This is a genomic window from Streptomyces sp. B21-083 (assembly GCF_036898825.1).
GTDB lineage: Bacteria > Actinomycetota > Actinomycetes > Streptomycetales > Streptomycetaceae > Streptomyces.
Genome location: NZ_JARUND010000002.1, coordinates 1,039,957 through 1,053,662, shown reverse-complemented (window position 1 = coordinate 1,053,662; position 13,706 = coordinate 1,039,957). Strand labels below are relative to the sequence as shown.

Genomic DNA, 13,706 nt, shown 5'->3' with positions numbered 1-13,706 from the left:
GTGCCGTCCCTCCCGCACCACGAAAAGAGCCGCCGCCGACGCTACCCGAGGATATCCCCGGCCAGGTCGCCGAGGTGCGGACGAAAGTGCCGCTGACCGACTCGGGATACGGCCCCCGGCTCGAAGGTGGTCGCGTCGGCCCGGTTGGATTCCGCAAGGCATGTGCGGCGCAGTAAGCGCACCGGCCTACGGAGTGACCCTCGGTAGTGATTCCGCGACTTCCAGGCGCTGGGCGGCTCGGTGCACAATGTGCGGCATGGAAGAGGGAGCGGCAGCGCCTGTACGGCGTCGCGGGGAGGCCGTATCCGAGGGGCGCCAGGTGACCCTGCATGATGTGGCGCGGACAGCGGGCGTCTCACAGGCGACGGCGTCGCGGGTGCTCAACGGCAGCGTCCGCAACGTCCGGCAGGAGAACGTCGACCGTGTGCTCACCGCGGCCGCGGAACTGGACTACGCACCGCACCTGTCCGCCCAGGCGATCGCGCGGGGTTCGACGAACATCGCCGCGCTGGTCGTCAGCGGTGTCGACGACCCGTACTTCTCCTCCATCGCGGCAGGTGTGACGCAGGCAGCCGAGGCCGCCGGACTCATCGTGACCATGGCGGTCGCGGACCGCTCCCCGGAACGGGAACTCCAGATCGTCGGGACCCTGCGCGGCATGCGCCCCCGCGTCATCATCATGACCGGCAGCCGCGTCGACGGCGCCGATGCCCGCGCACTCGTCGAGGAGCTCCACGCCTACCGGGAAGCGGGCGGCAGCGTAGTCCTGATCAGCCAGCACGACCTGCCGTTCCACACCGTCAGCATCGACAACTACGGTGGAGCGCGGCAGCTTGCCCGCGCGCTGGTAGGGCTCGGCTACCGGCGGCTCGCGGTGGTCCGGGCGGGGACCGGCCTCAGGACGTCCCGTGACCGGTGCAGCGGTTTCGTGGAGGGACTGCGCGAGTTCGGCATCGACGTCGACGAGCGGCTGGTGGTCGAAGCCGAGTTCAGTCGCCGAGGGGGGCGTGCTGCGGCCCGGGAGCTCCTCCAGCAGGGACTGGACGGCACGGAACTCGTCTTCGCGGTCAGCGACGTCATGGCGATCGGTGTGATGACCGCATTGCGCGACGCCGGGCTTGTCCCCGGCCGGGACATCGCCGTCGCCGGCTTCGACGACATCGGCCCGGCGGTGGACGTCGTCCCGGAGCTGACGTCCGTGAACGTTCCTCTGCAGCAGGTCGGGCTCCGTGCGATGGAACTCGCGCTCTCCGACGATGACGCCCCGCGGATCGTACCGGTCGCCACGAACGTCGTTCTGCGGGCAAGCACACCCCCTCGATGACCGTCCCGGCTGATCGCGTGATGAGCGTCGACTGTCCGCCCTGAGCTGCTCCGCGGCCCGGCCGACGCCCTCGTGGCGGCCGACGGTCTTCCGGCCTGCCGAGCGCGCCGTAGCCGATGAGTGCGGTGCCGTCCTCGGGAGAAGCTCTGCTCAGATCAGGGCAAGACGCCGAGCCGAGCCGGGCGGCGGACCATGACCAGGCCCGGAGCGGGCTCACGGTGATAGCCGGGAGCGAGCCGCCAACGGGGCCAGTGGTGCGGACGCAGTGGGCGCCGTAGGACTCCATCAGCTTGGCCTGGCGGGCCAGTTCGGCGGTTCGGCCAGTGGGACATCATCAGGAAGCCCGCCACATCCATGCCCAGCCCGCGGGTCGCGGCGATGTGCTGGGTGGAGATGCCGGCTTCGGGCCAGTGGGTGGCCACGCGCACGGAGCGGATGCCCGGCGAGTGAGCGCGTTGCAGGTCGTGCAGGGTGCCGACGCAGGGCAGCAGCGGGTGGTCGAGAGCCGGATCGCTACTTCGGTCGCCTCCGCCTGAGACATCGCTCGCATGTGCCACGCAGGCTCGATGGCTGGGCCGGGAGCTGTGCCGAAGCGTAGTTACTCATGCTCAAGAATCTACAGAGGAACTACTTGATACTGAGTATCAATCAGGGCTAGAGTCTCGCCTTGCAAGTTCGTTTCGAACGGGAGTGTCCTTATGAGCAAGATCTGGTTCGTCACCGGTTCCTCGCGTGGCTTCGGTCGTCAGTTCGTCCAGGCGGCCCTGGAGCGTGGTGACAAGGTCGCGGCCACCGCCCGCAACACCGACTCCCTGGCGGATCTGGTGGCCGCCCACGGTGAGGCGGTCCTGCCGCTGAAGCTGGACGTCACCGACAAGGCCGCCGCATTCGAGGCCGTCAAGCAGGCGCACGAGCACTTCGGCCGCCTGGACGTGATCGTCAACAACGCCGGACACGGCCTGTTCGGCGCGGTCGAGGAGCTGACGGAACAGCACGTCCGCGGTCAGATGGAGACCAACTTCTACGGCGCCCTGTGGGTCACCCAGGCCGCCCTGCCCCTCCTGCGGGCCCAGGCCAGCGGCCACATCGTGCAGATCTCCACGGTCGGCGGCGTCGTCTCCTTCCCCAACCTGGGCGGCTACAACGCCTCCAAGTGGGCCCTGGAGGGCCTGACCGAGGCCCTCGCCCAGGAGGTCGCGGGATTCGGCATCAACGTCACCCTCGTCGAGCCCGGCGGCTTCGAAACCGACTGGGCCGGCTCCTCCGCCACGTTTGCCGAACAGTTGCCCGCCTACGACGACCTGCGCGCCGCCGTCGCCGCCGCCTGGGGCGACGTCAAGTCCGGCGACCCCGCCGCAACCGGCCCCGCCCTGCTGAAGATCGTCGACGCCGACAATCCTCCGCTGCGTGTCTTTTTCGGCACTGCCCCCCTCCACCTCGTCCCCCAGGTCTACGCCGAGCGGCTGAAGACCTGGGAGGAGTGGGCGGCGGTCTCCGCCGAGGCCGAGGGTGCCGCGGCCTGAAGCCGCCGCGCGACAGCGAGACGCCGCGGGCCGATCCGTGACGAGGTGGATGGTTCGGGCGGCAGCCCGCAGACATGAAGGCGGGCTCGGTGGTTAGGAACCACTCGCGGCTCCCGAAGTGTCCCGGGCGGCCCGCGGCGCACTGTAGGCCCTTCCCGGCGAGGTGACGGGAAGGGCCGGGCGGGTGCGGGGCGGTCATCCTCCCCTTCTGTCACCGGTGGCCGTCCAGTCGCCTGACCACGACCGGAACCCCAGTCGGGCCCGACCCCATCCGCGTACAGAGTCATCCGTTCGACAGGGGACAGAGAGTCATGCCGGGCCCGGAGGGCAGCGGCGCCCTTGTGGGACCGCAGAAAGCATGACGGGGGCGCGTGCGTACGAGGAGGGTCAACTTTTCGGGGCAGGTGCCGGAGTCGCAGCCGACCTCGGCGCGGCCGGTCCGCCCAGCAGCGCCCAGCGGGCCTGCGGTCACCGTCACGTTCCCCGCGCGCGGCCCAGGGTGTCGTCGTATGCGCTGCCGTCTCTGAGGACGGACTGGGTGCGGCCGGGCAGGTCCTCCGGGTCAAGTGGACCCTCACCTCGCATCCGCTGACGCGCCGTGGGAGGGACTTGAGCGGCCGGCGTGGACAGTGTGGCCGTCGGGAGCCCATGTTTCTGATGCCCAGTATCAGATTGAGCCGCTGTTGTATTCTTTACTCATGACCGACTCCGCCCGCACCTCCGCCCAGTCCGCAACCAAACCACCCGGCCTGCGGGAGCGTATGCGCGCGACGGTCCGGAAGGAAGTCGTCGAGGTCGCGCTCCGGCTCTTCATCGAGCAGGGATTCGACGGGACGACCGTCGACCAGATCGCCGGTGAGGTCGGGCTGTCGCGTGCCAGCCTGTTCCGGTACTTCGGCACCAAAGAAGACATGGTCCTGCAGGGCTTGGAGGAGACCGGCGGTCAGATCGCGGAGGCGCTCGCCGCCCGCCCTGACACCGAGGGTCCCTGGGAGGCGCTGCGCAGGGCGTTCGACGTCCTCACGCAGGCGAACGAGCAGGCGCCCGAGCAGACACTCAGCTATCTGCGCATGCTCCAGGAGACTCCGTCATTGCGCGCCCGGCACTTCGAGAAGCAGCTGAGCTGGCAGGCGATGCTGGAGCCGGAGATCGCCCGGCGGCTGGGCGTCAGCGCCGACCAGCCGGAGGAGGTCGGGCCGAACGCGCTTTCCGGGGCCGCGCTCGCCTGTCTGGATGCGGCCGCGACGGGCTGGGTGGCCTGTGGGGGCGCCGTTCCCCTGGCCGTACTGCTCGACCGTGCGATGGGCACGCTGACGGAATAGTTTCACCAAGGTCCCCTGCCTCCTGGAGCCACGGGGTTAGGCAACGGGGTTTGCCCCTGACGGAGTTGGCAGGGCAGGCGAGGCTGGCGAAGCAGGCGCTCTCGAATCTGGAGCAGGGCGCGGGCAAATCCCATGGTGGACACGCTGTTCTCGATCGCAGTGGTGCTCGGCGTACCCGTGCCCCGGCCGGTGGCCGAGTTGTCGGTGGCGAACCCCAGCCCGCGCTCGGCCACATCCGAGCGGATCCCGGCGAGGCGTTGACCGACGGTCGCGGAGCGTAAGGGAGGTTGTTCTCGACTGCCCGATGAACGCTTGGCGTTCTGTGCCGGGGCGTGCGTCGGCCGGCCTGCTGTTCTGGGACAGCGCCAGCCCCGCCAGGCGCGGGCGCGGCCCCAGCCGCGTGGTTCAGGAAGCGGTGTCGTGTGTCTCGCCGAGGCCGAGGAGCGCGGTGAAGTGGGCTTCGGACCGGTCGATCTCACCGAGCTGAGTGAGGATCGATTTGGGGGTGGAGTCACCGACCACCTTCTGCATCAGTGGGGTGCGGTCCAGGATCGCGTCCCGGATCGGTTGCAGAGCGCGCGGCGCGTGATGGAAGACCTGCCCGAGGACGTAGGCGTGCTGGGACTGCCGGGCGGTGTGCGGCTTGCGGGGGGCTTCGAAAGCGTCGAGTGCGCGGCGCACAGCGTCGAAGTCGCTCAGGTCCACCCCTGCCAGGCGGCGGCCGATGAAATAGCCGTCCTCGGTGGCCATACCGGCGCCGTACCCCGCGTACGGGGAGGTGGGATGTGCGGCGTCGCCGACGAGAGTGGCGCGGCCCTTGGACCACTGCTTCAGCGGCTTGCGGTCGCGGATCACCCAGCGCTGAACGTGCGCGGGGTCGGTCGCGGCGATCAGCTGGGGGAGCGGACGGGCGAACGCCTGACCGAGGCTGGTCGCGTTCGAGTGCAGGTCCCCCGAGAACTCCCGGCTGGCGTCAAACGCCTCGAGTATCCACCACTGGTGGCCGTCACGTCCCTTGTCGCGGATGGCGGTCCAACTGCCCTGCACAGTGCGGGTGTGGGAGAGGACGCACATCCCGGGCTCGGTCTCGACGCTCTCGTCGAAGGTGTAGCCGCCGAAGATGTGCAGGTTGTGCTCGCGCTTGGGGCTGTCGCCCCACAGAGTGCGGCGGACCAGGGAATCGATGCCGTCCGCGCCGATCAAGAGGTCCGCCTCGTGGACTCGTCCGTCCTCGAGGTGCAGTCGAACACCGCTCTCGTCCTGCTCGACGCGCTCCACCGTGTGGTTGACCCGCAGGACTCCCTTGGGCAGCGCGTCGAGCAGCCGCTCGTACAGTTCGGGGCGCAGCAGGCCGACGAAGCCGCCGCCGTAGTCGCGGACAACCTGCTCCGGAAGGGCCGCGCGGACCCGGCGGCGCCCGCGGGCGTTGCGGAACTCGGACGTGCAGGGCGCACCCAGGTCCTCGGTGTTCACTCCGAGCAGCCCGAGTGCCTTGATGGGTGGCGGCCACAGGTTGAGTATGTTGCCGGCGGGTCTGGCGTGCGGGTAGCGCTCGAACAGCACGACCTCGTGGCCGGCCTGGTGGACGGAGAGTGCGGCGGCCATGCCACCGGGCCCGGCGCCGATGACGGCGACGCAACCGCGTTTGGCGGGAAGTTTCTTCATGGTGGGTTCCTCAGCCTTGGGCGTCGTTGACCTGCTCAAGCGGCGGTGTGCAGTTTCGCGGCGGTGGCGGCGGTGACGTCGTGGTGGGCGACGCCGGGGGCGATTTTGACAAGGACCAGGCCGTTGTCGGTGACGTCGATGACGCCCAGGTCGGTGACGACGCGGTGGACGCAGGCCTGGCCCGTGAGGGGCAGCGTGCACTCGTCGAGGATCTTGGGGCTGCCGTCCTTGGCGGTGTGATGCATGAGGACGTTGACGCGGCGGGCGCCGTGGACGAGGTCCATGGCACCGCCCATGCCCTTGATCATCTTCTGGGGGATGACCCACTTGGCCGGGTGCCTGTGTCGCATCGGTGGCGGTCACAGTCACACCCGCCCGGGCCGGCGCCTCGACCGTGCCCTGCCCGCGCGGCCTCGCTGACGACGACCTTGTCGGCCGGCCTGCTCTCCGCCGCGCGGTTCACGGGCGCGTTCGCGGGCGCGTTCGCGGGCGCGTACGGGCGCGAGGGACGGCCACCGGTTCGGCACCGCGTACCACGGTGTTGGAGACGGTGCCGATGCCCTCGACCGTGAGGGTGACAGTGTCGCCCGGCTTCAGCGGCGGCGGGTCCTGGCGGCCGCGTACGCCCCAGAGTTCGGCGAGGCAGCCGCCGTTGCCGCAGGTGCCGGAGCCGAGTACGTCGCCGGGGCGTACGTAAGTGCCCCTGGAGGCGTATGCGGTCATCTCCTCGAAGGTCCAGCTCATGTTGGACAGCAGGTCCTTGCCGACGACCTCGCCGTTGATCTCGGCGGTCAGCGCCAGGCGCAGGAATCCGTCCCTGTCGCGGTAGGGCTCCAGTTCGTCCGCGGTGACGAGGTAGGGGCCGAGGGTGGTGGCGGTGTCCTTGCCCTTGCATGGGCCGAGGCTGACCTGCATCTCGCGGGACTGGAGGTCGCGGGCGGACCAGTCGTTGTAGATGGTGTAGCCGATGATGTGGTCGCGGGCCTGCTCCGGGGTGAGGTCGCGGCCCTCGCGGCCGATGACCGCGGCGACTTCGAGTTCGAAGTCCAGCGCCCGGCTTCCTGGCGGCACGGGGATGTCGTCGTGAGCGCCGATGACCGCGTAGGGGTTGGTGAAGTAGAAGGTGGGCGCGTCGTACCAGGCGTCCGGGGCGCCCGGTACTCCGTCGATGCTTCGCCGTACACCTTCGACGTGCTCCTCGAACGTGACGAAGTCGCGTACGGACGGCGGTCGGAGCGGCGGCAGCAATCGCACCTGGGAGACGTGCGGCCCGTGCGGCACGTCCAGACTTGCGTTGCCCGCCTGGCGCAGTGCCTCGGGACCGGCCTGGATCAGGTCGAGAAGCGTCCCCGTGCCGGGGCAGGGGTAGAGGACGCCGTCATCCTCGATGGTGGCGAGACGGCTGCGGCCGTGCTGTTCGTACGTGGCGAAACGCATGGCATTCCTAGGGAGCTGGGTGGGTTGACACAGGCCGGGGGCCCGGCGGCATGGCAGGCGGGGGAGTACGCCGAGCCCCCGGGGTCAAGGGGTCAGACCGGCGGAGCGACGAAGACGCCGCGGTCGACGTCGTTGAGCATTTCCTTGGCGACCATCTCGTTCATCGGGTTGGACGTGCCCCACTGGTCGGCGTTCTCGGGCTTCGTCAGGTCGTAGATGTGCGGGTGCCAGGTGTCCTCGTCCAGCCTTTCGAGCTCGGTGGTGTACTCCACGGTGTTGCCGTGCGGGTCGAGGAAGTACGTGAAGGTGTTGTCGCCCGCCATGTGCCGCCCGGGGCCCCAGATCTTGCGGGCGCCGGAGCGCATCACGCGGCCGGACCCGCGCATGTACTCGTCGATGCCGCGCATCTCGAAGGAGAGGTGCTGCAGGGAGGCGTGCGGACCGCTGGCGATGGCCATGGAGTGGTGCTGGTTGCTGATCCGCATGAAGTGCATGACGTCGCCCATGTGCGGCAAGGTCATCGTGTCGGACAGCCGGAAGTCGAGGTGCTGCTCGTACCAGGCGCGGGTGGCGTTGATGTCGGGGGAGTTCAGGACGACGTGCGAGAGACGGACCGGGATGGACTCCTTCTCCTCGATACGACGGTGCCGGCGCGCCTCGACGTCGGCCGAGATCTCGATGGTGCGGCCGTCGATGTCGAAGAAGCGGAAGCCGTAGCCGCCGCCGGGGGTGTCGACCTTGCCCGGCTGGGAGATCAACTGCACTCCACCCGCGAGGAGTTGTTCGGCGAGCGTGTCCACGTCGGCGGGGTTCGCCGCGCCGTAGGAGATGAGGTCGAGGCGCTTCTCCTCGGCCTTGCGGAGCCGGACGATGTACTGCTCGGGGGAGCCCTCGGCGGCCAGGAAGGAGATGCCGGAGTCCTCGGCGACCTTGGTCAGGCCCCAGACGCCGGCGTAGAAGTCGAGTTGCTTGTCGTAGTCCGGCACGGCCAGGTCGACGTGCCGCAGGTGGGTGAGCAGACGTGTGCTCATGGTGGGGGTACTCCTCTGTGAGGTTCAGACGGTTCAGACGAGGCGGAGCAGCGCTGCGGCGTTGCCGCCGCGTACGGCGTGGAAGTGGGGGGCGGGCAGGTCCGTGACGTCGCGCAGCGCGCCGAGCGGGTCGTCGGTGCCCATGTCGAAGGGGAAGTCGGAGCCGAGCAGCACCCGGTCGGGGCCGGCCACCCGGATCAGCTCGCGCAGGACGTCCGGGTCGTGGACGAGGGAGTCGAAGTACAGCTGCCTGAGGTAGCTGCTGGGTGGGTGCGCGCAGCCGCGGGTGTCGGTGCGGGCGAGCCAGGCGTGGTCGGAGCGGCCGATGTGGGTGGGCAGATAGCCGCCGCCGTGGGCGGCGACGATGCGCAACCCCGGGTGCCGGTCCGGGACTCCGGAGAAGATCAGATGGGACAGCGCGACGGCGTTCTCGGTCGGCTGGCCGACGGTGTTGGACAAATACCACCGGTTGAGGCGCTCGTCGAGCGTGCAGCCGAAGGGGTGCAGGAAGAGGATCGCGCCGGATTCCTCGGCCCGTGTCCAGAACGGTTCGTACGTGGGGTCCGACAGTTCGCGTCCCGGCGCGTGGCTCGAGATCTCGACACCGCGCAGGCCCAGGCCGAGGGCGTGATCGAGGGCTTCGACGGCGAGGTCCGGGTGCTGGAGCGGGACGAGGCCGAGGCCGTGCAGCCGCTGTGGGGCCTGGGCGACGTGCGCTGCGGTGCCTTCGTTTGCCAGTTCCCACACCATGCGGGCCAGGTCCTTGTCGGCCCAGTAGTGGTAGTGCGACGGCGACGGCGAGACCAGCTGGACGTCGATCCCGGAGGCGTCCATCGCGGCGAGCCGGGCCTTGACGTCGGTCAGCCTCGGGAAGCGGTCCCGGAACATCGGGCCGCTGACGGCGATGGCCTCGGGGCCGTTGCGGCGGGCATCGAGATCGCGGGCCGCGGCCAGCCCGGGGTGTCCGGCGACGGCGTCCTCGACCTGGGGGAGCAGGACGTGCGCGTGGACGTCGATCGTGGGTGCGCCGTTCTGGGGACTCACGGGGTTCACGGGGTCTCCTTCAGGACGGACATCGTGCGGCCCATCAGACCGGGTGCGTCGGCGTCACGGACGCCGTCCAGCTGCCACTGACCGAGTTGCACGGATGCCTCGACCACCATGCGGACACGGGCGATCCGGCGTTCGTAGAAGCCGGTCAGGAGAGCGTCCAGGGAACTCCAGTCCTGCTCCGCGGTCAGCATCTCGGCCAGTACGGAGGCGTCCTCCAGCGACATGGCCGCGCCCTGGGCGAGCGTGGGCGGACAGACGTGGGCCGCGTCACCGATCAGCACGACGCGGCCGCGGTGCCAGGAGCCCTCGACGAGCAGCCGGTCGAACCAGGTGTAGTTGACCTTGGCGGGGTCGGTGATGCTCGCGGCGATCTCCGGCCACGCACCCCCGTAGGGCGCGGCCAGCCGCCGCATCTCGTCCGCGTACGAGGCCGGGTCGATGGAGGCGCGGTCGCGGTTGGCCTCGACGAGGTAGGCGTAGATGGTGTTCTTGCTGATCGGGCAGTAGCCGGCGATGTAGCAGGGTCCGCCGTAGGACAGGTCCATGCGCTCCACGCGCTCGGGGCGGGGCACGGGGACGCGCCAGATGGCCATGCCGGTCGGTTCGGGCTTGTCGCTGATGCCGATCATCGCGCGGGTGCGGGAGCCGATGCCGTCGGCGGCGATGACAAGGTCGTAGCGGCCCTCGGTGCCGTCGCTGAACCGGGCGGTGACGCCGGACGCGTCCTGGACCAGTTCCTCGGCGGTGGTGCCGAGGCGTACCGCCGCGCCGCTCTCGCGAACGGCCTCACACAGAATCTCCTGCAGCCGGGGCCGCTGCATTCCGAAGATCGAGGGCAGGTCGTCCCCACCGGTGTGGAATTCCTGCTGGACGTGGAACACGGTCCCGTCGGGCGCGGCCATGCCGACGGCGTCGACGGCGTAACCGCTCTCCCGGACCTCGTCCCATACGCCGACTTCGCGCAGCACGCGCAGCGCGTTGCCCTGGAGGGTGATGCCGGAGCCGAGCACGTTCCAGTCGGGTTTGGCCTCGATCAGTTCCACAGCGATGCCCGCCCGCTGCAGCAGCACGGTCACGGCGTTACCGGACGCGCCGCCGCCGATGACGAGGACGGTGCGGGGACTGGGTTCGTTCATGGGTTCTCCCTGAGATGGCGCCGTGCGACTTCGAGCGGCAGAGGGGGTGTTGCGGGCCGGGCAGGCGGGGATGGCGTTGCCGTGCGGGCGCGGTCCGCCCGGCAGTCCAGGGCGTTACTTGACGGCGATGGGATTCACCGGTGAGCCGACGGAACCGGTGATGGGCAGTGGCGCGGCGGTGAGCCAGAACTCGTACCGGCCGTCGGCCGCGCAATGCGTGGCGAGGACGTCGAGGTCCCACATCTCACCGATGAGCAGACCGATGTGGGGGATGGCGACCTGGTGCAGCGGCTGGAAGGCGTGGTCGAACTCGTTGGGCCGCACCTCGAAGCCCCAGGTGTCGGTGGCGATCCCGGCGATCTCGCTCCGGTGCAGCCAGCCGGCCGTGCTGAAGCTCAGTCCCGGCGCCGGTCCGCCCGCGTAGTCGCCCCAGCCTTCGTGACGGGCGCGGGCCAGCCGTCCGGTGCGCACGAGGACCAGGTCGCCACGACCGACGGTCACGCCGTGCGCCTCGGCGGTTGCGGTCAGGTGCTCCTCGGTGATGGCGAAGCCGTCGGGCAGTTCGCCGTCCTGGCCGATGACCAGGCCCACGTCGAGGAGGACGCCCCGCCCGGCGACGTGCGGTGCCATGTGCTCGATGCCGGTGACCAGGTCGCCTTCGGAGGTGACGACCTTCTCCGCCGGGCGGCCGTTCCACGCCCTGCCGTGATCGAAGATGTGCCCGAGGCCGTCCCATTGGGTGGAGCACTGCAAGGGCATGGCGATCACGTCGTCGGCGCCACCGAAACCGTGCGGAAAGCCCTGGCCGCCCAGGGCGGCGTCGGTGCCGGTGGCGAGCATGGTGTGCACCGGGTTGGTACGCCGCCGCCAGCCTTTCTGCGGGCCGTCCATGTCGAAGGCCTGTGACAAGGAGAAGCTGACGCCGTCGCGGATCAGGGCCGCGCCCTCGCGGCGCTTGGCCTCGTCGAGGAAGTTGAGCGTGCCGAGCACGTCGTCCTCGCCCCAGCGGCCCCAGTTCGAGTACGCTTTCGCGGCCTCGGCGATCGCCGCCTCGGGATCCGTACGGTCGATATGATCGCCGCTCATCTGGCTCATCGGGCCTCCTCCGCGACACAGCGGGTGCGCTGGGCGCCGAGCCCGGTGACCGACCCGTCCATCACGTCGCCGTCGCGCAGCAGCCGGCCCCAGTGGATGCCGTTGCCGGCCGGGCTGCCGGTCAGCACCAGGTCGCCGGGGAGGAGTCGGGCGGTCTGGGAGATGTACGAGACCAACCGTGCGACACCGAAGATCATGTCCTTGGTGGACTCGTCCTGCATGGTCTCGCCGTTGAGTTTCAGGGTGACCTGCAGGTCGGACGGGTCGGCGATGGAGCCGGCCGGGACGATCCACGGGCCGAGCGGGGTGAAGCCGGGGGCGTTCTTACTGCGCAGCCAGTCGGTGCCGATCGGGGGCATGTCCCGGCGGAAGACGCTCGCGCGGTCGGTCAGGTCGTTGGCGATGGTGTAGCCCGCGACGTACTCCAGCGCCTCCTCCACGATGACCCGGTAGGCGGGGCGGGAGATCACCGCGGCCACCTCCAGCTCCCAGTCGGGCTTCTCGGCCCAGGAGGGCAGCACCACGTCGTCATAGGGGCCGCTGATCGTGGTCGGCAGGCCGATGAAGACGTACGGGAGGTCCTCGGCGGCCCGCCTGTCCATGACCGCCGCGACCTCGGCGCGGGCCTCCTCGACGGTGCCCGGGGCGTCCGGGGCGCGGTGGGCGACCGCCAGGTCGATCACGTGCTGCCGGTAGTTGGCGCCGGACTGGAAGATCTGCCGGGGCTCGACGGGCGCGTGCACCGTCATCTCCGCCAGCGGCCGCCAGTCGCGCGTCGGGTCCCCGGCGAGGGTGTGCAGCCGCGGCAGCTCCTCGTCCCAGCGCTCCAGGAGCGTGAGCGCGGTCAACGCGGGTTCGTCCAGTGCCGTGCGCAGATCGAGCGCTCGGCCCTCCGGCGTCACGAGGCTCGGGAACCTGGTCCCGCCCGGTGCCGAAAGGGTGCCGATGGCGAACGGTCCGGAGAAGGGGGTGAAGGGTGCCGACGTGGCTGCGGATGTCACGGAGATTTCCTCCCGATTGCGGTGCCACTAATCTGGCCCGGTAGATTGCAATCAGGGAAATCGATTTTCCGTATAGGTGAATCCAGCCGGTGAATACCGATGGGGCCGGCTCCGGAATTGGGATGCTTCGTGAACCTGGCCAGCCTGGACCTCAACCTCGTCGTTGCCCTGCGCGCCCTCCTGCAGGAGCGCAACGTCACCAGGGCCGGCCGGCGCATCGGGCTCAGTCAACCCGCGATGAGCGCCGCTCTGGCCCGGCTGCGCCGCCACTTCGACGACGACCTGCTCGCCCGGGTGGGCGGAGGGTACGAACTGACCGCCCTCGGGCGGGCCCTCCTCGACCGGACCACCACCGCGTGCGACCTGCTGGAGCGCGTTTTCGCCAGTCAGGCAGAATTCGACCCCTCCCGCGGGGAACACGAGTTCACCCTGATCGCCTCTGACTACGCGGTCGCCGTCTACGGCACCGAACTCGCCCGCACCATCCAAGCCGAGGCACCGGGCATCCGGCTCAGGTTCAAACAGGTACCGAACGAAATCATCGACGACACCGGGTCGCTGCTCAGCACCGTGGACGGGCTGCTGCTGCCCCACGGCATCATTCGTGGCTTCCCCAAGGTCGAGCTCTACCAGGACAGCTGGGTATTCCTCGTCGCGGACGACAACCCGGAGGTCGGCGAGCGGCTCACCCTCGACGACCTGGCCCGAATGCCATGGGTGACGTACCAACGGGCGTACGACGCCCCTGCCGCCCGTCAGATCGCCATGCTCGGCATCGAGCCGCGCGTGGCGGTCTCCGTCGACAGCTTCCAGCTGATGCCACTCCTGGTCGCGGGCACCCGCCGGGTAGCTCTCCTGCAGAGGCGTCTCGCCGACGAGCTGGACGGACTCGCGCACGTCCGCGTCCTGGAGCCGCCCTATGACGCCGTGCCGATCCAGCAGGCCTTGTGGTGGCATCCGGTCCACATGCACGACGCGGCGCACATGTGGCTGCGGGAGACGACGGCCCGGGTCGCCGAGATGATGTAAGCCGGTCGGCCTACGATCATCCGTCCGCCGAAATGAGGGTGGGGCATGCCCGGCGCAGGCAGGAGACACCGCCAGGCCGCAGCCGACGCC

The 13,706-nt window shown here is 69.9% G+C and carries 11 protein-coding genes and 2 pseudogenes; 4 read left to right on the top strand and 9 right to left on the bottom strand.

The genetic code is table 11. The features are described 5' to 3' along the window. Positions 1-319: 319 nt before the first annotated feature. Positions 320-1,324 carry a LacI family DNA-binding transcriptional regulator gene (locus QA861_RS28835; protein WP_334591585.1) on the top strand — a complete coding sequence of 335 codons (1,005 nt, stop codon included), beginning with the start codon at positions 320-322 and terminating at the stop codon, positions 1,322-1,324. Between the two features lie 238 nt (positions 1,325-1,562). On the opposite strand, the pseudogene QA861_RS28830 reads toward QA861_RS28835, so the two are convergent. Next, positions 1,563-1,815 (bottom strand): annotated as a pseudogene (locus QA861_RS28830) (4-hydroxy-2-oxovalerate aldolase); the annotation flags it as partial. A 207-nt stretch (positions 1,816-2,022) separates the two neighbouring features. On the opposite strand from QA861_RS28830, the gene QA861_RS28825 reads away from it, so the two are divergent. Beyond that, complete coding sequence (locus QA861_RS28825) at positions 2,023-2,847, top strand: SDR family oxidoreductase (protein WP_334591583.1); 825 nt, start codon at positions 2,023-2,025, stop codon at positions 2,845-2,847. Positions 2,848-3,545: 698 nt separating this feature from the next. Beyond that, positions 3,546-4,169: a TetR/AcrR family transcriptional regulator gene (locus tag QA861_RS28820; protein WP_334591581.1), complete on the top strand. Its 624-nt coding sequence runs from the start codon at positions 3,546-3,548 to the stop codon at positions 4,167-4,169. Between the two features lie 405 nt (positions 4,170-4,574). On the opposite strand, the gene QA861_RS28815 is transcribed toward QA861_RS28820, so the two are convergent. The 8 genes and pseudogenes from QA861_RS28815 to QA861_RS28780 all read right to left on the bottom strand — a co-directional run bounded on the left by QA861_RS28815 (position 4,575) and on the right by QA861_RS28780 (position 12,587). Beyond that, positions 4,575-5,834 (bottom strand): FAD-dependent oxidoreductase, encoded by a 1,260-nt coding sequence (locus QA861_RS28815; RefSeq protein WP_334591579.1) that lies wholly within the window; start codon positions 5,832-5,834, stop codon positions 4,575-4,577. A 35-nt stretch (positions 5,835-5,869) separates the two neighbouring features. Beyond that, positions 5,870-6,166 (bottom strand): annotated as a pseudogene (locus QA861_RS28810) (CoA-transferase); the annotation flags it as partial. Positions 6,167-6,293: 127 nt separating this feature from the next. Continuing rightward, a complete protein-coding gene (locus QA861_RS28805; RefSeq protein WP_334591578.1) occupies positions 6,294-7,271 on the bottom strand; it encodes a fumarylacetoacetate hydrolase family protein in 978 nt (325 codons plus the stop codon). Between the two features lie 92 nt (positions 7,272-7,363). Then, positions 7,364-8,302, bottom strand: coding sequence for a VOC family protein (locus QA861_RS28800; protein WP_334591576.1), 939 nt, complete (start codon positions 8,300-8,302; stop codon positions 7,364-7,366). A gap of 33 nt (positions 8,303-8,335) precedes the next feature. Further along, positions 8,336-9,355, bottom strand: a complete 1,020-nt coding sequence (locus QA861_RS28795; protein ID WP_334591574.1) for an amidohydrolase family protein — start codon at positions 9,353-9,355, stop codon at positions 8,336-8,338. After that, positions 9,352-10,491: an FAD-dependent oxidoreductase gene (locus QA861_RS28790; RefSeq protein WP_334591572.1), complete on the bottom strand. Its 1,140-nt coding sequence runs from the start codon at positions 10,489-10,491 to the stop codon at positions 9,352-9,354. The genes QA861_RS28795 and QA861_RS28790 overlap by 4 nt, the downstream gene beginning before the upstream one ends. A gap of 114 nt (positions 10,492-10,605) precedes the next feature. Then, positions 10,606-11,577, bottom strand: coding sequence for a cyclase family protein (locus QA861_RS28785; protein ID WP_334594872.1), 972 nt, complete (start codon positions 11,575-11,577; stop codon positions 10,606-10,608). A 5-nt stretch (positions 11,578-11,582) separates the two neighbouring features. Next, entirely contained in the window at positions 11,583-12,587 is a 1,005-nt protein-coding gene (locus QA861_RS28780) for a fumarylacetoacetate hydrolase family protein (protein ID WP_334591570.1), read from the bottom strand. Positions 12,588-12,716: 129 nt separating this feature from the next. Between QA861_RS28780 and QA861_RS28775 the strand changes: the two genes are divergently transcribed. Next, positions 12,717-13,616, top strand: coding sequence for a LysR family transcriptional regulator (locus tag QA861_RS28775; RefSeq protein ID WP_334591568.1), 900 nt, complete (start codon positions 12,717-12,719; stop codon positions 13,614-13,616). Positions 13,617-13,706 lie beyond the last annotated feature (90 nt).